The following is a 25380-nucleotide window of genomic DNA, read 5'->3' as shown; positions in this document are numbered from 1 at the left end:
TGTCTGTTTATTTTTGATGTGAAAGTACTATTTTTGACTAATTTTATTAATTAAGATAATTGATTTTATTAATTATTGTTTTATTTTAAGTCAAATTGATTTTGCTTTAAAACAAGCTTTCTTGTTTGAGTATAGATCTTTCTAAATTTCACTATTTATGAATCATTTTGATTATATAGATCAACAGATACTATTGCAGATCCGTAAAGATGCTAGAAAACCTTTTTCTCAAATTGCGGAAGAATTAAAGATTTCTAATTCTTTAGTACATCAAAGAATCCGAAAGTTGAAGGAAAATGGTGTAATACATAAAGCAGAATTTGTAATCGATGAAAAACAGATAGGGTATAAGACCAAATCTTATGTAGGTATTCGACTCAAAGAAGCTAGATATGCTAAATCTGTTGTTGATGATCTCGCTAAAATACCGGAAATATTAGAATGCAATTATGTTTCCGGAAATTACGCACTTTTTATTCTGATATTTGCATACGACAATCATCATCTGCGTAATATATTATATGAACAGGTACATCAAATTGAAGGAGTAGGTGGAACTGATAGTTTCATTTGTTTTGACACTAATTTTAAAAGACAAATTACCTTAGATTCATTAGTAAAAGGAATACAATTATGATTAGAGAAACTGACCTTAAAATACTAAAAGATCGGTTAGATGGAGAATTGAGATTTGATTCACTTACAAGGTCATTATATGCAACTGATGCATCGGTATATCGAAGGATTCCTGCTGCGGCAGCGTTTCCAAAGAATATATCAGATATAAAGAAAATTATTGATTTTGCTAATATTCATAATTGCGGCTTAATTCCTAGAACGGCCGGGACATCTTTAGCAGGACAATGTGTTGGAGAAGGTATCGTAGTGGATATTTCTAAATATTTTACTAACATAATTTCTGTTGATGAAATTAATAAAACAGTAACCGTTCAACCTGGGGTTATTAGAGATGATCTTAATCGTTTTTTAAAACCATATGGCTTGTTTTTTGGTCCAAATACATCTACCTCTAATCGATGCATGATTGGCGGAATGGTTGGTAATAATAGTAGTGGAACGACTTCCATACAATATGGAGTAACTCGAGATAAGGTAATTGAATTACAAACCTTATTGTCTAATGGTAGTGAAGCTGTTTTTACAGATATTTCTAAAGAAGATTTTGAATTCAAAATGAGTCAAAATACTCTAGAAGGAAAGCTATATCAAACTATTTTTGAAGAGCTTTCACCAAAGGATATACAAAAGCGTATAGTTGATAGTTTCCCGAAAAAGGAGATACACAGACGTAATACTGGATATGCTATTGATGAGCTTTTAATATCAGATATTTTTTCTGATGAAAAGGATCGTTTTAATATGTGTAAGTTATTATCTGGTAGTGAAGGAACACTGGCTTTTACCACTCAGATTACATTACAATTGGATGAATTACCTCCACAAGAATCATTGATGATTGCCTCGCATTTTCGCTCTATTGAAGATTGTCTTAATGCTGTAGCACCCGTAATGGAACATGCATTGTTTACTTGCGAGATGATGGATAAAACGATTTTGGATTGTACTAGGAATAATATAGAACAGCTTAAAAATCGTTTTTTCATAAAAGAAGATCCTCAGGCAATTTTAATGCTTGAACTAAGAGCTAACACTAAAGAAAATCTTGAGAAACAAAAGTTAGCACTTTTGTCTACTTTGGATAATTCTAACTTATCATATACAAATCCCATTTTATTGGGTGAAGAAATAAATCAGGCTTTAGAACTTCGAAAAGCGGGGTTGGGGCTATTAGGTAATATTGTAGGTGATAAAAAAGCAGTTGCTTGTATAGAAGATACAGCGGTCGCTTTGCCTGATTTAGCTAATTATATTGCCGAGTTTTCTGAACTTATGAAGAAACACGACCAGCAAGCTGTGTACTATGCACATGCTGGTGCTGGAGAATTGCACCTGAGACCTATTCTTGATTTAAAGAAGAAAGAAGACGTGGTGCTTTTTAAGAAAATAACGGATGATGTAGCTGCTTTGGTAAAGAAGTATAAAGGATCCATGAGTGGAGAACATGGGGACGGAATCGTACGTGCAGGATATATTCCTTTTATGATTGGGGAAGAGAATTATGAATTACTAAAGCGAATTAAAAACGTTTTTGATCCAAAAAGTATTTTTAACCCAGGTAAGATTGTAGATGCCTATGCTATGGATGAACAATTGCGATATGAAATTGATCGTGAAGAACCGGAAATAGAAACATTGTTTGATTTTACAGATTCACAGGGAATACTTAGAGCAACTGAAAAATGTAACGGTAGTGGAGATTGTAGAAAATCTGTAGAAGCAGGCGGTACTATGTGTCCAAGTTATAGAGCAACTAAAAATGAAAAAGATACTACTAGGGGTAGGGCAAATGCTCTAAGAGAAGTGTTAACCAATAGCACGAATGAGAATAAATTTAATCAAAAGGAATTAAAAGAAGTTTTTGATTTGTGTCTTAGTTGTAAAGGATGTTCTAGTGAGTGTCCGTCTAATGTGGATGTGGCAACATTAAAAGCGGAATTTGAATATCAATATCAAAAGGAGAATGGAGTTTCATTAAGAACTAAATTATTTGCATATAATAATAAATTAAATAACCTAGGAAGAATTGCTCCTGGATTAACAAATTTCGTTTTTAAAAATCCAATTACTTCTGGAATTCTAAAATCTACATTGGGTATAGCTAAATACAGAAATCTACCCTTACTAAGTAAACAATCTCTAAGGAATTGGTGCAGTAAAAATTTAGCATCAATCCAACCAAAGAAATCTATTAAAACTATTTATTTTTTTATAGATGAGTTTACCGATCATTTAGATTCTAATATCGGGATTGATGCTATAGAATTACTTACTCAATTGAATTATGAAGTAAAAATCACTAAGCACAAAGAAAGTGGTAGAACTTTTATTTCAAAAGGTTTATTAAAACAGGCCAAAGCTTTGGCAAATCATAATGTAAGTGTCTTTGATAATCTGATTTCGGATGAAATACCTCTAATTGGTTTAGAACCTTCAGCGATATTAACATTTAGAGATGAATACCTCCGATTAGCAGATCAGAAGGTAGATGCCAAAGCACTTTCCAAAAATGTTTTCCTTATTGATGAATTTTTAAAATCTGAAATTGCAGTAGGCAATATTACTTCGGATCAGTTTACTAAAAAAGAAAGAGTAATAAAGTTACACGGACATTGTCATCAAAAAGCACTTTCGAATATACATACAACGTTTGTATATCTTAACCTCCCAGAAAATTTTAAAGTCACTATAATTCCATCTGGATGCTGCGGTATGGCTGGATCTTTTGGATATGAGAAAGAACATTATGATATCAGTATGCAAGTAGGAGAACAAACACTGTTTCCAGCTGTTAGAAAAGCTTCAGAAACAACTATTATTGCTGCTGTGGGAACTAGTTGCAGACATCAAATCAAAGATGGGACACAACGCATTGCGTTACATCCTGTAAGTGTTTTAAAAAATGCTTTGTTATAGTTTTATCGGATATAATTCGCTTAAAATCAAGTCATTTTAAAATTGTGAATATCTATTGATATAATTCGTGTTCAGATTTTTTTTTAAGATTTATATTTGGCATCCTAAAAAAGTAAATATATGAGCGCTACTTGGTATGAATGTAAAGTAAAGTATAGAAAAATAAACGATTCTGGAGTACAGAAGGTTACTACAGAGCCTTATCTGGTTGATGCAGTATCTTATACAGAAGCAGAAACTAGAATTAATGAAGAAATGGCGGCTTATGTTAGCGAAGAATTTAAAATCACTAATATAAAAGTTGCAAATTTCGCAGAGATACACCCGTTTGAGAATTCTGATCGTTGGTTTAAATCTAAGGTGTCTTTAATCGCTTATGATGAAGAAAGTGGTAAAGAGCGAAAAACGAATATGTACCTTTTAGTACAAGCAAATGATGTAAAAGAAGCTTTTGATAATACGAATAGTATGATGAAAGGTACTACAGGAGATTATACCATACCGGCTATTACAGAATCACCAATTATGGATGTGTTTCCTTATTTTACCGGAGAAGAAGATCAATTAGAAAAATTTAAAGCATTACGAGATTCTGTTCCAGTTGTAGAAGAAGTAGAAATCGATGAAAACGTACCTGCAGCTCCCGGTTTTATAGGAGAAGAGGAAGAATAATTTTCTTTATATTTCATGTTCTAGAAACCTAATATGGAACTGATCTATGTAAAAAAGTTTTTATGATTATACTATTTAGTGTTATGTAAAAACTTTTTTACTTTTTTTAAGAATACTGTGGTTAGTTATTTTAATTAAGTTTTTGGTAACTTATTCTTCAATTGATCGTCAAATTGATAACACAATCTTATATCAGTCAAAATAGCAATCACATGAAATCATTACAAAGAATTAAATTCTTTTTATTATTCTTTACCTGTACAGTAATATTCTCTACTGTACAAGCTCAAAACATGGAAAAAGAAATTGATGCTATCATTTCTTCGATGTATACAGCAGATGAACCTGGAATCTCAATTTTAGTCGCAAAAGATGGCAAAACATTATATCGAAAAGCGTTTGGAAAAGCTAGTTTAGAATTAGATGTTGCTTTAAAACCCGAAAATGTATTCGAAATAGCTTCAATAACTAAACAATTTACTGCGGTAGCGATCCTAATGTTGCAGGAACAGGGTAAATTAAAAGTTGAAGATGAGATCACAAAATATATTCCTGATTATCCTACCAATGGTAAAAAGATTACGGTTCATCATCTATTGAACCATACTTCTGGTATTAAAAGCTATACAGGGATGGATAGTTTTATGAAATCTGCCCGTACTGATATGACTCCAAAAGTATTGATTGATGTTTTTAAAGATGAGCCTATGGATTTTGATCCTGGAGAAGAGTTTAAGTATAATAATTCGGGTTATATACTTTTAGGCTATATTATTGAAGTGATTACAAAAGATACCTACGAAAACTTTATAGAGAAGAATATATTCGAGAAGATAGATATGAATTCTTCTTACTACGGAAGTATGAGTGAGCTTATAAAAAATAGAGCATTGGGGTATAAACAACAAGGAGATATATATTTGAATGCAGATTATCTCAGTTTGACATTACCATATGCCGCTGGATCATTGATGTCTACAGTAGATGACTTGTTAAAATGGCAGAATGCAATAAGTGCAAATACCCTTATTAAAAAAGCGAGTTTAGAAAAAGCTATTAATGGTTCTACATTGAATAATGGGGAAGAAATTAACTATGGATACGGTTGGAGTAAAACAGATATACAAGGTTCTAAAGGATATGCACATAGTGGAGGTATTTTTGGATATACAACGAATGGGATATTTCTTAAAAAAGAGAATGTGTATGTAATAGGACTCACGAATTGTAATTGTAAAAATGTACGTGACATTACTATGAAAGTAGCAGCTGCTGTGATAGGGAAGCCGATTCCAGATAAAAAAGATGCAATAGCATTATCTATTGATAAAGTAAAGCAATGGGTCGGTGCTTATCAATTCGAAGAAGAGGTAATAAGGCATATAATTTTAAAAGATAGTAAATTATTTAGTCTTAAAGAAGGCGAGAATTTAAGAGAATTTGAAATATTTCCGATGAAAGATGGTTCATTTATTTTTGATGATGGAACTATTTCATATACTTTTTCTTTGACGGATGATGGTAAACGGCAAACAGTTTTTAAAACTGCTAAGGAAAGCTTTATTGGAAAAGGAATTGATAAAGCACCTCCTGCAGAAAGAAAATCTATAACAGTCGCTCCAGATATTTTAAAACAATATGTAGGTAAGTATGAACTCCAACCAAATTTTATTATAGATATTACTGTTGAAGGAAATTCAATATATGTAGTGACTACGGGTCAACCTAAATTTGAGATTTTTGCAGAAAGTGAAACATTATTTTTCTTAAAAGCAGTGCCGGCAGAAATCACATTTAATAAAAATAATAAAGGAACAATAGATAGTTTGACCTTAAATCAAGGAGGAAGACAAATGCCTGCTAAGCGAATAGAATAAAATAGTAAAGATACTTTTATGAGCCTATTAGTTAACTAAGCCTGGAAGTCTTTTTATTTAGAAATTTTCAATTTCAAATAAGTAACTCATCCAGACCACATAATAGGTTACTAAACAATAGGCTAAAGTTCCGACAATAAAAAATGGATACCTATACTTATGTAAATTTGCTTTTCCCTTTAAGTAATATAAGTCCAATAGTTCAGATAAAATCCCAACTGAGTAGAAAATATTAGCAATAATTCCCCATACAATTATTGATACTATTTCTGAATACAAAAAAGGCCAAAAAAAAAGATACTTATAATTCCAGTCAGCCCTACAGCGAGATTAAACCATCGTCTTTTTTTTTCCCACCACTCGACAGTATCGTTATCCATGTATCGTTTCCTTTTTACCGTATTTTTGGATAAGTTCTCCTTCAAATTGTAGTAAATCCTGCCATTGCTTATCTACATCAATATCTTTTCCATATTTTCGAGCAAAACCAATAAATGTGGTATAATGACCTGCTTCACTAATCATAAGATCATGATAGAATTTTGATAATTCGGGATCTTTTATTTTCTCGGAAAGAAGCTTAAAACGTTCACAGCTACGAGCTTCAATCATAGCAGAAAAAAGTAATCTATTGACTAATCCTTGCTGTCGACTTCCACCTTGCTTTGCTTTATATTTAAATAATTCATTTACATAACTATCTTTTCGCTCACGACCTAATGTATAACCACGTTTTTTTATAAGTTCATGCACCATTTGAAAATGTTCTAATTCTTCTTGAGCTAAGATCAATAAATCGGTTACAAGATCTTCATGTTCAGAGTTTAATGTGATGATTGTAATTGCATTGGTTGCTGCTTTTTGTTCGCACCACGCATGATCTGTAAGGATTTCTTCAATATTTGATTCTACTAATGCAGCCCAACGAGGATCAGTAGCTAATTTTAAACCAAGCATAATCTTTTTATTTTTGTAGGATTTGGATTATCTAGCCAAAGATACGTATTACAGATTTTGTTTTTGAAAATGGAATTTCTTAATAATTTTGTCGATTTTAAATCAATTTAGAAAATTCCCTTTACATATATAAGTTTCTTCTTAAGATATTGTAAATAATTCCATTTGTTCGTTTTTCCCCCTTAAAGAAGTCTTATCTATGGTCTTGTAGGTAAAACTTGAATTCATTTTTAATTTCTGAACTAAATCATCAGAAATAAGAATTACTTGTTCATATGTGTTACAAAGCCCTTGAATTCTAGCTGTAGTATTGAGAACATCTCCGGTAAACACGATATCCTTTTTTATAGTTCCAATTTCACCGGCTGTAATCATTCCACAATGAAACCCTGCTTTAAATGTTGGTAAAACTCCAAATCGTTCAAGATATTTTGGAGATTGTTTTTTGAGAGCTTCTTGCATAGAGTAAAAACAATAAATACAATTATCACTTTTAAGCCCTTTATTCAAAGTCCAGGAAACTACTACTTCATCTCCTACATATTGATAAACTAAACCTTGATGTTTTACTATAGCATTAGATAAATCGGAATAATATTCCGCTAGCATTTCAAAGTATTTTACGTGACCCAATTTTTCAGCGATGGTTGTTGATGATTTCATGTCTAAAAACATAAAAATTCTCTCTTCTTCAATCGGTTTATGATATTTACCAGTGAAAAAATTAAATAATACTTCTTGGCCAATATTATCGCTTACTTCTAGATAAAATAAAGAAAATCCAATAGTCGCTATGATATATAATATAATACTGAAAAAAGCAATATTAGTAACAAAATTACGCAAGTTTATCCATACGTTTTTATCAAATAAATTAGTATTAAATTCAACTATGAATGATATAGTAGCAGTGCTAATTAAGAAAATAATTACTACAGTTATATAAAAAGCTATTTTGTATATTATTTTTTTTATAAAGCTTTTAGAAGAAAAGAATTTACTAAAATATAATACTTCAAAGGAACCTATAATCAATCCAAAAAGAGTTGCAGAAATTATGGAAATAATGATACTGTTAGTAAAGTTATAAGGGTTGTTTGTAGAAGGGTAATGGGTCGCATTACCGAGAATTCCTTTTTCTAAAAATAAATAAATAAAAGATGAAATGATAAAAAGTATAATGAAAGGAACAATCCTATATAGTAGTCTTTTTTTTAAAGGAGAAAGTATACTCATTAAAAGTATGAATGTTAACGAATCGGTTAAGAGAGTATTACTCTTTCAAATTTAGGAATAATAATTTGTGTATTAACAATTTATCGGTAAAAGGATTGATTACATTGTTGTAGTTTAAAAAGAAGTATTAACTATCCCTTAATTAAAAATAAATTATTGTTTTTTTATTAGGCTACTGATAGCAAAAGATGCTTGAATATTTTCTATACTAATATCTAGATCTTCTATTTCGTCATCAACTGATGTTCCGGTTTCAATATCTTCATTGTGGTACGTTATAAGTTTCCACTTTTTCTCATTGTACTCTAAAGCTGTTAGGTTTTCAATCCAATCACCAGAGTTTAGATACATACAGGATCCATTTTTATTGAATTTTTTAGTTATTTGAGGTTGATGAATATGTCCGCAAATTACATAATGATAATTATTATCAATAGCTAAATCCGCTGCCACTTGTTCGAAATCGGTTATATATTTTACAGCTTTTTTGACACTGTTTTTGATTTTTTTAGATAGAGAGAATTTTTCTTTACCAAACTTTACCAAACACCAATTCATAAGTTGGTTTATTAATATTAGAATATCATAGCCCCAACCACCGAGTTTTGCTAGCCATTTTGCATTTTGTATAGAAGCATCAAAAATGTCTCCATGAAATATCCAGGTTTTTTTATTATCTAGCTCTAAAACTACTTTATCCACTAATTGAAAATTACCCATTTTGGTATCACTAAATTTTCTTAACATCTCATCATGATTACCAGTAATGTAAATAACTTCAGTTCCTTTTGAAGCAAAATTGATAATCTTTTTGATAATTTTAAGGTGTGATTTTGGAAAGTAATGTTTTCTAAATTGCCAAATATCTATAATATCCCCATTCAGAATAAGTGTTTTCGGTTTTATACTATTTAGGTAATTTAACAATTCTTTTGCTTGACACCCAAATGTCCCTAGATGGATATCAGAAATCACAACAACTTCTACAATACGTTTTTTCATAAACTATAGTAAGCTCCAAATTAACCACACATAGATTAAAAAACAATTAACTGATTATAAGTAGATTGTTATGATTCATACCGTATACAACACCTATGTTATCTTAATGTTAATACATAGCCTTCATTCCCTAAAAAGTTGTCTGTATTTCGATACAAAGTTTCTATATACTTTCTTAACAACTAAAGAATTGGTTTGTTTTACTTTTTTCTTATCCTGAAGTATATCTAAATTCGTCTTGGAAATCTTAACAGTATTCTTACTGAAAAATTGAAAAAAATCTTTCTCTAATTAAAATTATTTTATGGCATTTTTACAAATGAAAAGTTATGCAGGACGATTACTGTTAACTGTTTTACTTGGTTTATTTCTATCCTGTGAATCTAAAGTTACTAATACTTCAAAAAAAGAAGAATCAAAAGATCCAATAGCGTATAAGATAGACAGTATACTTTCTAATATGTCTTTAGAAGAGAAAATTGGTCAAACAGCCCAAAGAGGTAAATCTAGTAGAGTAAAAGAGTTGCCTAAAGATCTTAAAGAAGCTGTGAGAAAGGGGCAGATAGGCTCTTTTCTTAATATAATGAATAAAGAAGATGCTAAAGAATTACAAATGTTAGCTGTTGAAGAAAGTCCTAACAAGATTCCGTTAATTTTTGCACGAGATGTAATCCACGGTTTCAAAACAATTTTCCCTATTCCGCTAGGGCAGGCGGCTTCATTTAATCCCATGTTAGTACAAGAAGGTGCTAGAGTAGCCGCGATAGAAGCAAGTACCAGTGGAATAAGATGGACTTTTGCCCCAATGTTAGATATATCAAGAGATCCTAGATGGGGTAGGATTGCTGAATCAGCTGGAGAAGATCCTTATTTAACAGGTGTTATGGCAGAAGCATATATAAAAGGTTTTCAAGGAGAAGATTTATCATCTCCAACAAGTATGGCGGCCTGTGCAAAACATTTTATAGGGTATGGAGCAGCAGAAGGAGGAAGGGATTACAATACAGCGAATATTAATGAGAATTTATTACATAATGTTTATTTAAAGCCATTCAAGATTGCCGTAAATGCTGGTTCGGCAACTTTTATGACTAGCTTCAATGATCTTAATGGTGTTCCGGCATCTGCTAATAAATATATCCTAAAAGATATTTTAAGAGATGAATGGGGTTTTGATGGTTTTGTTGTAAGTGATTGGAACTCGATTATAGAAATGATAAATCACGGATTTGCAAAAGATAAAAAGGAGGCAGCAGAGAAATCTATAAATGCAATGTTGGATATGGAAATGACTAGTACTTCGTATCAAGATTATTTAAAAGAATTAATAGAAGAAGGTAAGTTTTCTGAGAAAAAATTAGATGTAATTGTTAGAAATATCCTTCGTATAAAATTTAGATTAGGGCTATTTCATAATCCATACTTCGATTCCAATGATACAATTCTTTATGATAAAAAACATTTAGCATCAGCACAAGAATCCGCTGCGGAAAGTACAGTTTTGTTAAAAAATATTAATAATCTATTACCAATAAATTCAAAAAAGAAACTAGCGATTATTGGTCCATTAGCAAATGCTCCTCATGAACAATTAGGAACCTGGACTTTTGATGGCGAAAAGGAACATACAATTACTCCATTAAAATCATTTCAGCAAGATGGTCAGTATACGATTCAATATAGTGAAGGGGTATCATACAGTAGAGATAAATCAACCAAAGGTTTTGGTAATGCAATAAATACAGCAAAATCTTCGGATGTAATACTGTTTTTTGCAGGAGAAGAAGCTATTCTTTCTGGAGAGGCGCATAGTAGAGCCAATATTAATCTTCCAGGAGTTCAAGAAGAATTAATTAATGAATTACATAAAACAGGAAAACCAATTGTTTTAGTTATTATGGCCGGTAGACCAATTACTTTGGGTAATATTATAGATAAGGTAGATGCTGTGTTAATGGCTTGGCATCCAGGTACTATGGGTGGACCAGCTTTAAAAAATATTATAACAGGGGTAGTTTCACCTTCAGGGAAATTACCAGTTACTTGGCCAAAAGAAGTAGGGCAAATTCCGATTCATTATAATCACAAAAATACTGGTAGACCTGTGATTCCAGAAGAATTTGTACATATGGATTCAATACCCATTGCAGCTTGGCAAAGTTCTCTTGGTAACACCTCACATTATTTAGATGCAGGTTTTTTACCACAGTACCCTTTTGGGTATGGGTTAAGTTATAGTAATTTTAAATATTCAGATGTTCGTATTTCATCCGCTAACCCTAAAATTGGAGATACAATTACTGTAAAAACTATTATTACCAATACAGGAAATATTAAAGCTAAAGAAACCGTACAGTTGTATTTTAGAGATATGGTTGGTAGCTTAACTAGACCAGTTAAAGAACTCTTACGTTTTAAAAAGGTAACTTTAGAAGCAGGAGCATCAAAAGAAGTTATATTTAATTTTTCTACAGATGATGTATCTTTTTATGGACAAGATAAACTATGGGTTACAGAACCAGGTGATTTCAAATTATGGGTCAGTAAACATTCGATGGATGAAGCAAATGAATTAGAATTTACGTTAGAATAAAAGTAATAATGATATAGTGAATAAAAGTGTTGTATATATTATTTATGGAGTTTCCGGAAGTGGAAAAACTACTATCGGTAAGGCATTAGCTAAAGATTTTAAGATTCCGTTTTTTGATGCTGATGATTTTCATCCGGAAAGCAATATTAAGAAAATGTCAAATGGATTTCCACTGGATGATACTGATAGAGCACCTTGGTTAAAAAAAATGGCTAATGAAATTAGTTATTGGAGCACTAAAAATGGAGCAGTATTAGCTTGTTCCGCTTTAAAGCAAAAGTACAGAGAAACTCTACAATCTATTGATTCGGAATATATAGAATGGATATTTCTGGAAGGAAGTTTTGATTTGATTGCTCATCGAATGGAAGTAAGAAAACACCACTTTTTTAAAAAAGAAATGTTGGTATCCCAGTTTGAAACCTTAGAAAAGCCAAAAGAAGGTATCGTAATAAATATAGATAAAAACAGTGATGAAATAGTGAATGAAATTAAATCTAAATTGCACACAAATAAATCGCAGTTAGGTCTTATAGGATTGGGTGTGATGGGTAAGAGTTTAGCTAAAAACTTTTTATCTAAAGATTTCACACTTTCTGTATATAACAGACAGATGGGTAATTATGAGGTTGATGTAGCAAAAAAATTTGTGAGTGAGCAGCCAGATAGCGATGATGTACTGGGATTTGATGATTTGCAATCTTTTGTAAGTTCACTAGAACAACCGCGTACCATTATGCTTATGGTAAATGCAGGTAAACCGGTTGACTTAGTAATCGATTCATTAATTCCGTTGCTCTCTAAAGAAGACTGCATTATTGATGGAGGGAATTCTCATTATAAGGTTACATTAGAAAGAAGTAAAAGACTTGCTAAACATGAAATTGATTTTTTAGGAACAGGAATATCAGGTGGAGAAGAAGGTGCGTTAAAAGGTCCATCAATAATGCCGAGTGGTTCGAAAAAAGCATATGATACATCTGGATTGTTTTTAGAAACTATTTCAGCAAGAGATAAGAATGGTAATAGCTGTTGCACATACGTAGGACCCGAAGGATCAGGTCATTTTGTAAAAATGGTTCATAACGGCATTGAATATGCAGAAATGCAATTATTGGCAGAAACCTATCATATATTGCGATTTTATGCTGGTAAAACTCCAATTCAAATATCAGACATTTTTGATAAGTGGATTGAGAATGGACTAAAAAGTTATTTATTAGAGATTACTTCAGGTATTCTTCTTGAAAAAGAAGGAGATGATTTTCTAATTGATAAAATTTTAGATAAAGCAGGGCAGAAGGGAACAGGTGGTTGGTCCACTAATGCTGCTTTAGAATTAGGGGTTTCTTTGTCTACAATTTCAGAGTCTGTAATGGCTCGTAATATTTCTGGAATGAAATCTCAACGTGTAGAAGCTTCAGCGATATATCAGCTAAAAACAACTACTATTGCTTTAGATAATACCGCATTTGTTGAAAGTTTAGAAAAGGCTTTTAAAGCGACTAGTATTATTAATCATCATATTGGTTTTGAGTTAATCAAAGAAGCTTCTAAAGAATATAATTGGGAACTAAACTTGTCTGAAATAGCAAGAATATGGACCAACGGTTGTATAATACGAAGTGATTTAATGGAACAAATTTGGGAGTTGTTTTTTAATAACAATGATACTTCTTTGTTAACGTTTCCTGATATAGTTACTATCATGAAACCTAGAGTAACTTCACTTTCAGAAATAGTCTCTATTGGCTTAAAAGCTGGATTTTCATTGCCAGTTTTTTCTGCCGCGACTAACTACTTTTTAGCATATACATCTGCTCAGTCATCGGCAAATATTATACAAGCACAACGGGATTATTTTGGAGCGCATACCTATCAAAGAGTAGATACATCACTAGATCAATATTTTCACACAAACTGGAAACACTAATTTATGGACTATCAATTATTAATTGCTGTAGCAGTAGGTATCATTGCATTACTTTTTATGATCCTGAAATTAAGAATGCAAGCATTTATTGCATTGCTTATTGTTTGCATTTTAGTTGGCATTGTCGCAGGATTACCAGCAGATGACATTCTTAATAGTATTAAGAATGGAATGGGAGGAACCCTTGGTTTTGTTGCTACGGTTGTAGGTTTAGGAGCATTGTTTGGTGGTTTGTTAGAAAATTCTGGAGGTGCGCAAGGATTAGCTAATTACATCCTTAAATTGGCCGGAGAAAAAAATGCGTCTTGGGCATTGATGATTACAGGTTTTATAATCGCAATTCCAGTCTTTTTTGATGTAGCTTTTATAATTTTAGTACCAATAGTGTACGCGATTGTAAGAAAAACTAAAAAATCTTTATTGCTTTATGCAATTCCCTTATTAGCTGGATTAGCAATCACACATAGTTTTATTCCACCTACTCCAGGTCCGGTTGCTGTAGCAGATATATTAGGCGCTAATCTTGGTTGGGTAATTGTATTTGGATTTATCACAGGTATTCCAGCTGCGATTATTAGTGGACCAATATTAGGAAAATATCTTGCTAAGAAAATAGTTTTAGTAGTTCCAGAAACTGATGAGTCCAATATAATTATTGATAATCCACCAAATCCAATTAGTATTATAATAATTATAGCCTTACCTATTTTATTAATAGTATTAAAAACAGTTTTGTTAGGTGATTGGTTTAGTGAAGATGTATTGCCTAAATCGATGGTATATATGATTACACTTTTAGGGCATCCGTTTACAGCTTTGATTATAGCTAATTTAATAGCTTGGTATTTTCTTGGAATAAAGAGAGGCGTTACTAAGGATGAACTTTTAAAATTATCAATGAAATCTTTCAAGCCAGCAGGAGCGATTATTTTATTAACTGGTGCTGGTGGAGCTTTTAAACAAATATTAGTAGATACTAAAGCAGGAGAATTATTAGCTTCTTCACTACAGAGCTCTTATATACATCCATTGCTATTTGCATTTATAGTGGCAGCTTTGATTAGAGTTTTACAGGGTTCAGCTACGACTGCTATGATTGCAGCGGCAGGAATCACATCACCGATTATTTTGGCGGGAGATTTTAGTGCTGCACAGATTGCTCTTTTTGTAATCTCCATAGCTTCTGGAGCAACAATCTTATCCCATGTAAATGATAGTGGATTTTGGTTAGTAGGTCAATATCTGGGAATGACAGAGAAACAAACCTTTCGTTCATGGACGGTTATGACTACGTTGATTGCAGTTACAGGAGTTTTGATGTCATTACTTTTGTGGTATATCTTTTAATTATTTTAGAACTGGTTTAAGTTACAGATTAATAAGAATTATCTACAGTCATTACTTAGATATCTATTTTTGGATTGTAATCAGCACAAAATAAAAAGAGAGCCTGAAAAGGAATAGAATAATAAATTATCAGTTTAACAATTTAATGATACTTTTCAGACTCTCTGTTTATTTAGATACTATTCTATTATTTTAAATAATATTAGTATACAAACCTTAAAGCAGTTCTGTCCGAGGCAGTAAATGGACGATCGTTTCCTCCGCTACAAGCCAACATCCAAGAACCAGCTTCTGCACCTTCTGGAGTGCCAGGAACATATAATGCACCAGAACGATTTTCTTGATCAAATCTACCACCACAGCTAAAAGAACGATCGTCCCAATCAGTGTGACGAAATCCAATTGCATGGCCAATTTCATGGGCAACAACAGTTGCCGCATCTGCACGAACGCTAGTTCCACCAAATACCCTAGAGTTTAATACAATAGGAGTAGCAGGTCTACTATTTCTAGGAAATCCAGCACTTCGTCCTAAAACAACACCTCCTGTTGGAGTGTTAGGAATATTTTCTGAAAGAATAGCAATATCAGAACTATTTCGTTGAAAAGTTCTTCTAAATGTAAGGTTAATATTTATTGCATTGTACCTATTTAATGCATCATTAAAAGCGGCAACCATAACATTACTAAAAGCAGGATCTAAAAATACATCAACAGTAATTGCTCTGTCTCTAGGTAATAAATTAGGAGTTACATAGTGTTTCTCATCAGTATCAGGATCATAAGCTTTAAGCATATCCTGAATCATTTCTTTATCTAAGAAAATGTCACTTTCTATTGCATAACCTAGTTTACCATCCATTTCAGTTTCATACATTCCTTCTGTATTGAAACCTAAAGATTTAATTTGTGTACCAATTAGAGATTGTTCGAGTTCTTGTAGTGTATCTACTTCAGAGTCGGATTGACAAGAGATCACGGCAGCACTTACAAGTACTAAGCAGATTTTTAAAACATTTGTTTTCATAATTAAAATTTTTGAGTTTATGTATGGAGTAAATGTATGTATAATTTGAAAAGTAAATTTTAACAGAATGCCCTATATCAGGGGCTCCGGGCTGAGGTATTACCTTATCTAATGACTGGTTTTTATAGAATGAAGGAATAATTAGGCTATTCGATTATTTTTGAAAGTAAAACAATTAAAACTCTCTTTATTATATGTTTAAACGTTATGCAGATTTAAAATTTAATGACATGTAAGAAGATTATTTAATGTTATAATTTATGATAATATAGTTGAGTTATGAAATAACTAATTAACACTAATTAACACTAATTAACATTTTTTTATAAAAAAAGTATAAGAAAACAAGTTTTTTCTCCAATCTTGGTTAAGATGTGTTTTTTAGTATAGCTATGATTATTGAATAATTCTGCATCCCTATTGCATAATATGATTTGAGATTATCAAACTATCTAATTCGATATTTATTTTTAATAACAGGGAAACGACTCTTTATAGAATCATTGGGATAAACAAAGGCGAAAAATTACTTTCTTTGTTTAATAATGAATCCAGAAATTTTTAAACATATAGAATTGTTATTGGGTAGTGTAGGTTTTATAATTGCATTATTCTTTGGGTTATTCTTAATAATAACGAAGGAACAACGAACTAGTGGCAATGTATTTCTAGCAATGTACCTTTTGGCTATTAGCCTGAGGATTGGTAAATCTCTATTTTACAATTATTTTCCGATTGACCCTATAATTCGAAATGTTTTTCTTGGATTGTTATTAGCAATTGGCCCTTCACTATGGTTTTATGCTAAGAGATCGTTTTTAATTAATGAAATAAATAATAAGCGATCAATTTTCATTCAGTATGCACCATGGCTTTTGTTTGTAATATTTTGTTGGGTAATTCCAAATGATGATTCTGTATTTTCCAGAATCATATTTTTAGGATTATTATCCCATATTTTATTATACGGATTATATACGTTGTATTGGTTGTTTGCAAATAAAAACCAATCTAATCATAAACCCTATAAGGTATATTACTGGTTATTGTTTTTTACGATGCTGACTATTGCGATGTCACTAATTCAGATTGGAGTGTTTTTGCGTATAGTCCCGTATTTGAGTACAGCTTTTTTATTCTCAGCGATAGTTCTTGTTTTATTAATCTATGCTTTAAGAAACCCTTTTTTGTTTAAGATAGAAAATAAAAAGTATGCTAATTCTTCATTAACTAATCAGAATATAAAAGTCTATTTGGATCAGTTAACATATCTAATGGATGAAGAAAAATTGTTTTTAGACCCGAAAATCACATTAACAAAACTCAGTAACAAAATTGGAATAACCTCTAAGCAATTATCTCAGGTGATTAATCAGAGTAAAAATGAAAATTATTCTCAGTTTATCGCTAGACATCGAATAACAGAAGCAAAGCGATTATTGCAGTTGCCGGAATATCAAAACTATAAAATATCTAGTATTGCTTATGATTGTGGGTTTAATAGTATATCTTCTTTTAATACAGCTTTCAAAAAAATAACTAATACCACCGCAGTACAATTCAGAGAAACTCAATTAGATTCTTTATAAGGGTTTAAAGTTTTATAATAGATCGTTTACTATATACCTTTTATAAGTCGATTCTATTTCAGCTTTCTTATTAACTAAAGTAACTACTTTAATGTCACTTTTATTTACAATTGTTTTATGAAACTCAATTACATTTTTCTGAATTATTTCATTATGATTCAGATTTATAGTAAGTGATTTTTCCGTAACTTTAAATGTAAATTTAATGGGAGTTTGTAGGTTGTTTTTAATTTTCAAATCTTTATATCCATATGCAACAGTAGCGTCCGAACCTAATGGAGTAAACCTAGTTTCATCAGTATATATATCTTTAGAGTGATTATGTCTTTCTATAATTTCAAGATTGGCATATAAGCTACTATAGTATATAAGACCAGCTAACTGACAAAGCCCTCCTCCGATTGAAGGTTTTATTTTTCCGTTGACTAAAGATCGACTTTCTTTATACCCTTTTTTTAGAGTAGGGTTGCCTACTATTTTCCAAAATGAGAATATTTCATTTGGATTAATAATAAAACATTCAATAGATTTTATAGCAATTATTAAGTTTTGTTCTTTCGCTTCATTAGGTTTTAATTGCTGTGATATTTCATGAATGAATTGAAAATCAGTGGTCATTGGTTGTTTTTTAGCATATAAAAAGAAGTAACCATTAAAAACATCAAAAATGAAATTCTTTACTAAGTGGATTTTAATTTTAATATTTGGTGGAATAATTTTTCTTATCATTTTTTTCTAAGCACAAAAGTTAGATGAGAACTGTATTCTTTTAAAAAAGATTCACACAATATATTATCAATTAGAATAAAGAATTTCCTTATTTTTTTGGGAATTCTGTGAATTGGGAAAAAAGCAATGCCGCAATAACATTCCATATTCCAATCTTTATAAGTAATACTCTTGAGTTTTTCTACTTCTATTTGATTTCCACCATGCCAAGATTCACTTTGATACCCTGATATTTTTCTCCTTTTTAAAGAAGGGATATCAAAAATAAAAAGACCTTCTTTTTTTGTAACACGACTCACTTCAGAAAGGATCTTTTCCATAGTAGTTATGTCTAAATGCATAAATAAATGAAAAGAAATTATGTTTTCGAAGTATTCGTTTTTATAAGGAAGTTGTTCCGCATCTCCTATAATAATATTTTTAGAGGGGAATTTACTTTTAGAAATTTTAATCATTTCAGAACTTATATCTATTCCGTAATCAGCATAATTTAAAAACCGACCAGTACCACAAGCTAAGTCTAAATTTAGTTTTACGTTTTCTTGATTTAAATATTTTTTTAAAATTCTATTTTCTTGATTGTTAATATATTTCCCGTATGAATTAGAAAACCTACTGGAATCATAATTTTCTGCTATTTTATCATAATATTGATTGATTTCCTCTTTCACTTTTTATAGGTATGTGATAACGATGGGAATATTTTTCTGCCGTAATCGAAAGATAATTAATAAGATTGAATTTTTGAAAGAACTTTTAACTCAGTTTATATACTTAAAGATAAGCGTAGTTCATTCTAATAATTTTAATACACTACTAGAATTTCTTTTCCTGTAATCCAACTTTTCAAAAATTCCTCGTTAGTACTAATTTCTGCGAGATAAAACTTATTGTATGAGGCAAAAACAAGAGAATTTTGAATTTTTTCGATTTCTACTCCTTTACGGTTAATATAGTTTGAATGAATCAAATATAATTGTCCATTGTCCTTAAAAATGTATCCAACGTGACTAGAATCAAATCCAATGAAATGAATTCCATTTTTCAGGCTATTATTAATTTTTATAATATTTTCTTCATTAGAATCTTCAGCTATTTCAATTACTTTAGTGTTTAAGGCTAAACTTTTTGCTTCATTTATTGGAGATTGTTGTGCTAATTTATACCTGTTTAAATTTATTCCAATATCTCTTAATGTGGTTGAAACAAAATATCCACAGGCAATTTTTCCTCTCTTCGGGATTGATGTATGCCCTTCAAACGACCATTCGGTTCCTTCCCAAAAAGTAATTATTCTATAAATCAAAGAATATTTAAAGACGTTCGATATTGAGTCGATTGATAGTTCTTTATTATTTAGTTTGAGTTGTACATTCTTGATTTGACTTTTTACCAGTCTATAATCTTTAGAAGAATCACTTTCTGGTTTTAATTCATTAAGAGTCTTTATAAAATCGTTTTTAGTTATATTAATAACTGGGGTTGTATTATTGTCAGAAGTATTTGAAGCTCCCTCATTATTCTGTCCAATACATCCAAAGTTCATTAATACGAATATTGTCAAAATAAACTTAGCCATTTTTTTATGAGTAGTTGTTATTAACCTTTAGTGAAAGATACGTTTTAGTTCATAAAGATTGTATTAGCAATATGTTTCTTTACTTTTCATCAGTTTTGAATCCGTAAATGGTTGTCTGCATCCCGGCAATTTTCCATTCTCCATTTACTTTTTCCATAAGCCTCGTTTCGCGTTTTAGTCCACGTATTGAGTCCTGTTGTTCATATGTAACCCAAGCTCCTTTTCCATAGAGCCTTACATCAATTTTGTCTAACAATTTAGGTATTGGCTCAGGTTCCGGATGTTCTTCAATAAATGTTTTAACAAATTGATTTATTTCATTCCAGCCTATAGACTCAGAAAAAGTATTATCTACAAAGTCAATGTAGGTTTTGCTGATATCAGGGTCATGTACCCATTTATTTTTCCAGTCCTTGTAGTTTCTTTGAAAAGCAGCCTTAGTCTCGTTATTAAGGGTTTCTAAAATAGCTTTTTTTTCGTTTTCAATATCGATTTCTGAACTTGTTACTTGATCTACTTTAATTATCTTATTCTCTTTACAACTTACTAAGAATAAAAAAAAGATAATTGAGAATGTTGATAATAATTTATTAATCATTTTTTTAGGTTTCAGGTAACGTTCTTTTAAAAGAAACTTAAAGCAGATTATAAGCAATACGTTTCGGTTTGGTACTAAGTTAAATACCTTGTCGTTTAATTGGATAAATAATAGCGAAGTTATGTATGTGTGTATTTGGCAGAAACTTCGCAGAACAGTTTTTAACTATATCAAGAGTTCAATCTCCAGTAAAATGATGGAAATCTACTATTGTTTTTCTTTTTTCTTACCTAATGAAACTTTATAGTCATCTATGCTTCCTTTTATCTTTAGGTTGAGATATTTTATTTTTTCGTTAGGATCTACTTCTACAATTTCATCTTCTTGCTCTTCACTAATAATAGTATCTTTCTTCTTTCCAAATAATTTTTTCCAAGAAGCTTTTCGAACAGTTTCCCAAGGAATACGTACATAATAATCGATATTTTGATTATTATCATGCGTCCCCGACAATTCCATATGACCTAATGTAGATTCGATTCTCATAGCGGGAATAGTAATCTTTCCTTTCTTTATATCTAAGCTATTCTGTAAGGTGTCAAACCGAATGTTCTGGAGGTTTTTATCTCCCATATAATCCGAAAGTGCTAACATTGGATCGTAATTTTTTAATCTACCATTTAGTACTTTTACGTCCATTTCTATAGTAGATTGGTCGAGATCAGGAACCATATCTGGGTATACTCTAATCTTACCTTTAATTCTAGAGGTAAGCTTTCCTTGTAAATTTTCTGAAACGAGATGGTCTTGCCCAAAGTTTTCGAATTTGAACAGCAATTTATCCAAATCCACATTATTCATAACCAAATCTGGTTGCATATAAATATGTTTTGGATCGCTACCATTAAAATAGCCAGTTAATCGAATATTTCCTCCTGCAGCATCCATAGCTAATGTATCTATATACATATAATGATTGGGTGTTGTTCGTATAGCTGCTTTTATATTCTGAAGATCTATTCTATGATATATAAAGTGAGTGATATCTACCTTAAATTGCATATCAGTAAATGGTAATTCATACAGATTGAAGGCATCAGCATGTTCCTTTACATCCGCAATTTGTGAAACTACCACTTCTGTCGGTTTTGGTGGACTTAAATCGAACTTGAAAAGTGCATCAAAATCGATATAATTAGCCTTTAATTCTAAATAATTATCTCTTTTCTTTATTTGTGGATCTTCTCCCAAATAATAGTTTAAATCGAAATTAAAATTGGTAGTTCCTATTTCACCATGAAAATCTTTTATCACCAAGTGTTCTTCTTCGTAATGTATATTTCCTCTAAAATTATCAAAGCGAAGCGGATGTAATTTCATTTTTGCATCTAACTTATCTAAAGCAAGATCAATGGAATGTAATGCAGAATCCTTATAGTGCATACTAGAGCCAATGTGCAATGCTAAATCATCAAAAGTTTCATGTCGGTACTCTTTTGGAACATAATTCTCTCCCTTATATGAAAAGACATCTTCCAATCTTAACTTATTAGAGGTAAGATTGATATCTAAATCTACATCTCCGTTAAGTTCAGGTTGCATCCAGAAAGCATACTCGTGTATGAGCCCGTCAACGTGAAAATCACTATCATCGATAAACCCCGTGAAATCTACTATTTTTAAGTCTTTGTCATCTATTAGTACATCGGCATGAAAATCGTGTAGTTTATGCGGATAATGTTTAAGGTCTGCGTATAAACTATCGATAAAAAATTCACCTTTCGGGAGATACTTAGATTCTGTGAAATCCTTGGCAGAAGCTTTAAAGGAAAGTCCCAAGCTTAGCTCTTTTATTTGTTCATCGAAACCAGTTTGGGTAGTGTCTTGCTTTGAAAAGCCTGTTAATTCCGCAATATCTAAATACTTGGAGACAATATCTAAATGAGCTTCTACTGGGATGCTCGTATGATGTACAACTGCAGGTAAGTCTGAAAGAAAACCACGTATCGATATATCAGATTTTCCCATTAACAGCTCAAATTGGTTCAGAGTAGCTTCTTTACCATTCATTACTAAATGGACATTCAGGTCGTGCAAGGGAACTGGAAGTTGTTTAGCGACTAAACTCAGGTCTTTTACAATCAATTCTGTAAAGTATGCCTGATTGAGTTTTTGCAACGCCTTTTCCGGTTCGTCAAGATCGATAATATCATGAAAATTCATTTTCAACGAAACTTCTCCGGAGGCATCCTGTACTTGCGCTAGTTCAAAAAAGTCCGTAATAAAATCAAGATTGAAATTCGAGTTTATTTTCATATCCACTTCTGGGGATTCAAAATTTTTCACAAAAATGGACCCTTCAAACTCTCCTTTTTCCAAAGAAGCAGTCATATCAGTTAGAGAAAATTCCATGGTACTGACATCTCTATTTTTTCCATTAGTAAAATGACCATTGAAACCCATATTATCAATTTTTTTTGCTTTTTTAGTATTTTCTAAAAAAGCCTTTCCAGCTCCAAAATTGGCGTTTATAAAAGGTCTATTTCCTTTATTAGCAGGTCCTTGTATACTCGCGTTAAAATAAATTTCACCAGCATTTTTGTATTTCTCTAATACGGGTATGACATCTGTTGGAGCAAAAGCAATCAGCATATCAAAATTGGGCTTTGTTCCTTTTATAGAAAGGTCAAGATCTACATCATTTTTAGTATCTATAGATCCTTCTAACTCAAAATCGCCATTTTCCATGGAAATACCAGAAGGTTGTATGTCAAGAATACCAGTATTTTCATTAAACACCAAGTCTGTATGAACCTCAAAATGTTTATTATGGATAAAGGTGGTATCGCCATCTTTGATCACATTTAATTCAAAATGAGTATCTATATGTCCAGCGATGACACTATCTTTTTGACTAAAACCACCTGTACCGGCATATATGAATTTTTCGACATCTGTATTCGTAGCTTCGTCTAAGGTGTGGATATCTAGACTTTTAAATTTGATTTTTTTGAGATGAATATTGGTGGAAGGTGTTTCTGTTTCAGAAGTGCTGGCTAAGGAGTTTTGAATATTTGTTGTATTATTCTCATGAATCACAATATTAAAAACGCCTTCTTCTATTACTAAAGACTGAATATCGTAATTTCCTTTTACCATATCCCATAGGTTAAAACCTATGTAGATATCTTTTACATCCATTATAATAGGGGCATTATTTTCTTTAGTTTCCAAAATTCGCACATCATATACTTTTATAGAGATGTATGGAAAGTTGCTAAAAATGGATAATTCACTTTCACTAACACTAATAAGACCTTTGTGTTCTTTATTTAATTTTGTGATCTCTCCTTTAATAATTTCAGATTGGTTGCTCTGAATATATAGTATTAGGCTTCCTATTACTAAAATTGGTACCAAAATTAGTACTAATAAAATTCGTTTCCAGAATTTTTTACTTTTCAAAGTAGATGTCTTTAGAGTTAGAAAAGGTACTAGACCTTAAAAATAACGAATTCGTATGGAAAAATCTTATTTTTAGAATACGATTTAGTTTTTAAGTCAACTGTGCTTATTGACTAGATATTTTAACGCTAATTATGTTATGATATATCTACTACTTCTTGAAATAACTTCAAAGTATAGTGCTATGCTCTATTTTTAAGTTTAAATAGTAGATCAAAATTAATTTAAAACTTTCGACCTTGAGTCAAGTGCTAAACCCCGTATTAATTAAAGCCATTGTAATAGCACATATTTTACGTGTCATTTTCCTATTCGGAAATCAATTCGTAATAATTCAATAAGTCATTTATAATAGTTGACTCGATTCCACTACAAAAGCTATGCTGATAATCAACAGAATTAAAAAGAGTACCAATTCTTATATATTGACTTGAAGTACAACCTCCATATTCTTTTTTACCAATTTTAGACTTTAAATAATTTTTTAGGGAGTCCATTTTAACTTGTAATACTAAGTGACTTTTTCCTGTTCTTTTTGATGTTAAATGATATTTATTATCCTTTATTCTCACAGTGAAGTATTCCTCACTTCCTCCAAAACAACCCCAATTCTGAATTTCAATATCAAAATCTACCATACTAAAAATTTTTTCCAAAGTTTCTGGATTGTTCTTTATTCTTGGTTTACAAGAATAAACCAAAACAATTAATATGATCAGGAACAATTTTTTTATAAGGGTTACAGCGTTCATTATAAATTCAGTAGTGGGTTAAATACACTTAACTTTCGGATCGTAAGATATTTATTATAATCCAAAAACGGTTCAGGTTTTACCCGAACCGCTATTGCTTTTATACTTTGTTATAGGCAGTTATTATGAAATTAACTTATCATTCAAATTCAGTGAAAATTACTTCCCTAATAACTTGCCAACGGTTTTCTTCCCAAATTAAATCAATACTCAGCGCTATTTTTTGTTCTACTCCAGTTAAATTAACTTTTCGTTTTAAAATCACATGACCTTTATTTCCATTATGTTCTATATGGTTAAATTCTGCCCACGTATTCAAAGGAACATCGCCATTATCTCGTTTAGATTGGAATAAATCTTTAAACATTTGTTTATTAGAGATCATTTTTTGCCCATTAGCATCAATCATAATGATTTTCATATCATTGTGATATATAGATTCTAGTTTATCTAGATCAAAGTTCGTAGCCGTTTTAATCAGGCTATCCATTGTTTCTTTAATCCCTATTTTAGATTGTTGTGTCATTCT

Annotated in this window: 19 protein-coding genes; 8 read left to right on the top strand and 11 right to left on the bottom strand. The window is 31.1% G+C overall.

Annotated elements, in window-relative coordinates; translation table 11 throughout:
• Positions 1-157 precede the first annotated feature (157 nt).
• The 4 genes from Q0921_RS04020 to Q0921_RS04005 all read left to right on the top strand — a co-directional run bounded on the left by Q0921_RS04020 (position 158) and on the right by Q0921_RS04005 (position 6104).
• Entirely contained in the window at positions 158-637 is a 480-nt protein-coding gene (locus tag Q0921_RS04020; RefSeq protein WP_299253637.1) for an Lrp/AsnC family transcriptional regulator, read from the top strand.
• Positions 634-3555: an FAD-binding and (Fe-S)-binding domain-containing protein gene (locus Q0921_RS04015; protein ID WP_299253634.1), complete on the top strand. Its 2922-nt coding sequence runs from the start codon at positions 634-636 to the stop codon at positions 3553-3555. The genes Q0921_RS04020 and Q0921_RS04015 overlap by 4 nt, the downstream gene beginning before the upstream one ends.
• Before the next feature lie 120 nt (positions 3556-3675).
• The gene (locus Q0921_RS04010; protein ID WP_299253631.1) at positions 3676-4227 is read left to right on the top strand and encodes a DUF4494 domain-containing protein; all 552 of its coding nucleotides are present in this window, start codon (positions 3676-3678) and stop codon (positions 4225-4227) included.
• 212 nt (positions 4228-4439) lie between these two features.
• The gene (locus tag Q0921_RS04005) at positions 4440-6104 is read left to right on the top strand and encodes a serine hydrolase (protein ID WP_299253628.1); all 1665 of its coding nucleotides are present in this window, start codon (positions 4440-4442) and stop codon (positions 6102-6104) included.
• Positions 6105-6476: 372 nt separating this feature from the next.
• Here the strand turns inward: Q0921_RS04005 and Q0921_RS04000 are convergent, their stop codons facing one another.
• The 3 genes from Q0921_RS04000 to Q0921_RS03990 all read right to left on the bottom strand — a co-directional run bounded on the left by Q0921_RS04000 (position 6477) and on the right by Q0921_RS03990 (position 9299).
• Complete coding sequence (locus tag Q0921_RS04000) at positions 6477-7061, bottom strand: tRNA-(ms[2]io[6]A)-hydroxylase (RefSeq protein ID WP_299253625.1); 585 nt, start codon at positions 7059-7061, stop codon at positions 6477-6479.
• A gap of 141 nt (positions 7062-7202) precedes the next feature.
• Positions 7203-8297: an adenylate/guanylate cyclase domain-containing protein gene (locus tag Q0921_RS03995; protein WP_299253622.1), complete on the bottom strand. Its 1095-nt coding sequence runs from the start codon at positions 8295-8297 to the stop codon at positions 7203-7205.
• A 153-nt stretch (positions 8298-8450) separates the two neighbouring features.
• On the bottom strand, positions 8451-9299 hold the full coding sequence (locus tag Q0921_RS03990; protein WP_299253619.1) for a UDP-2,3-diacylglucosamine diphosphatase: 849 nt from the start codon (positions 9297-9299) through the stop codon (positions 8451-8453).
• A gap of 304 nt (positions 9300-9603) precedes the next feature.
• Between Q0921_RS03990 and bglX the strand changes: the two genes are divergently transcribed.
• From bglX to Q0921_RS03975, 3 genes are read left to right on the top strand one after another with little or no spacing between them, the layout of a single operon-like run.
• The gene (gene bglX / locus Q0921_RS03985; protein ID WP_299253616.1) at positions 9604-11892 is read left to right on the top strand and encodes a beta-glucosidase BglX; all 2289 of its coding nucleotides are present in this window, start codon (positions 9604-9606) and stop codon (positions 11890-11892) included.
• 16 nt (positions 11893-11908) lie between these two features.
• Positions 11909-13825, top strand: coding sequence for an NADP-dependent phosphogluconate dehydrogenase (gene gndA, locus Q0921_RS03980; RefSeq protein WP_299253613.1), 1917 nt, complete (start codon positions 11909-11911; stop codon positions 13823-13825).
• A 3-nt stretch (positions 13826-13828) separates the two neighbouring features.
• Positions 13829-15172, top strand: coding sequence for a gluconate:H+ symporter (locus Q0921_RS03975; protein ID WP_299253610.1), 1344 nt, complete (start codon positions 13829-13831; stop codon positions 15170-15172).
• 202 nt (positions 15173-15374) lie between these two features.
• On the opposite strand, the gene Q0921_RS03970 is transcribed toward Q0921_RS03975, so the two are convergent.
• Positions 15375-16199 carry a M57 family metalloprotease gene (locus Q0921_RS03970; protein WP_299253607.1) on the bottom strand — a complete coding sequence of 275 codons (825 nt, stop codon included), beginning with the start codon at positions 16197-16199 and terminating at the stop codon, positions 15375-15377.
• 545 nt (positions 16200-16744) lie between these two features.
• On the opposite strand from Q0921_RS03970, the gene Q0921_RS03965 reads away from it, so the two are divergent.
• Positions 16745-17788: a helix-turn-helix transcriptional regulator gene (locus tag Q0921_RS03965; RefSeq protein ID WP_299253604.1), complete on the top strand. Its 1044-nt coding sequence runs from the start codon at positions 16745-16747 to the stop codon at positions 17786-17788.
• Positions 17789-17800: 12 nt separating this feature from the next.
• Here Q0921_RS03965 and Q0921_RS03960 read toward each other — a convergent pair whose 3' ends face one another.
• From Q0921_RS03960 to Q0921_RS03930, 7 genes are all read right to left on the bottom strand, one after another.
• Complete coding sequence (locus Q0921_RS03960; protein ID WP_299253601.1) at positions 17801-18517, bottom strand: VanW family protein; 717 nt, start codon at positions 18515-18517, stop codon at positions 17801-17803.
• On the bottom strand, positions 18514-19188 hold the full coding sequence (locus Q0921_RS03955) for a class I SAM-dependent methyltransferase (protein WP_299253598.1): 675 nt from the start codon (positions 19186-19188) through the stop codon (positions 18514-18516). The genes Q0921_RS03960 and Q0921_RS03955 overlap by 4 nt, the downstream gene beginning before the upstream one ends.
• A gap of 134 nt (positions 19189-19322) precedes the next feature.
• On the bottom strand, positions 19323-20096 hold the full coding sequence (locus Q0921_RS03950) for a hypothetical protein (RefSeq protein WP_299253595.1): 774 nt from the start codon (positions 20094-20096) through the stop codon (positions 19323-19325).
• A gap of 79 nt (positions 20097-20175) precedes the next feature.
• On the bottom strand, positions 20176-20694 hold the full coding sequence (locus Q0921_RS03945; protein ID WP_299253592.1) for a hypothetical protein: 519 nt from the start codon (positions 20692-20694) through the stop codon (positions 20176-20178).
• A 207-nt stretch (positions 20695-20901) separates the two neighbouring features.
• Complete coding sequence (locus Q0921_RS03940) at positions 20902-24099, bottom strand: AsmA-like C-terminal region-containing protein (protein WP_299253589.1); 3198 nt, start codon at positions 24097-24099, stop codon at positions 20902-20904.
• Between the two features lie 308 nt (positions 24100-24407).
• Positions 24408-24851, bottom strand: coding sequence for a hypothetical protein (locus Q0921_RS03935; RefSeq protein WP_299253586.1), 444 nt, complete (start codon positions 24849-24851; stop codon positions 24408-24410).
• A 139-nt stretch (positions 24852-24990) separates the two neighbouring features.
• The gene (locus tag Q0921_RS03930; protein WP_299253583.1) at positions 24991-25377 is read right to left on the bottom strand and encodes a hypothetical protein; all 387 of its coding nucleotides are present in this window, start codon (positions 25375-25377) and stop codon (positions 24991-24993) included.
• Between the last annotated feature and the right edge of the window lie 3 nt (positions 25378-25380).

The sequence above is a fragment of the uncultured Aquimarina sp. genome (assembly GCF_947496855.1).
GTDB lineage: Bacteria > Bacteroidota > Bacteroidia > Flavobacteriales > Flavobacteriaceae > Aquimarina.
Note: the sequence above shows the minus strand (reverse complement) of the source record. Positions and strands in the feature narration are given on the sequence as shown.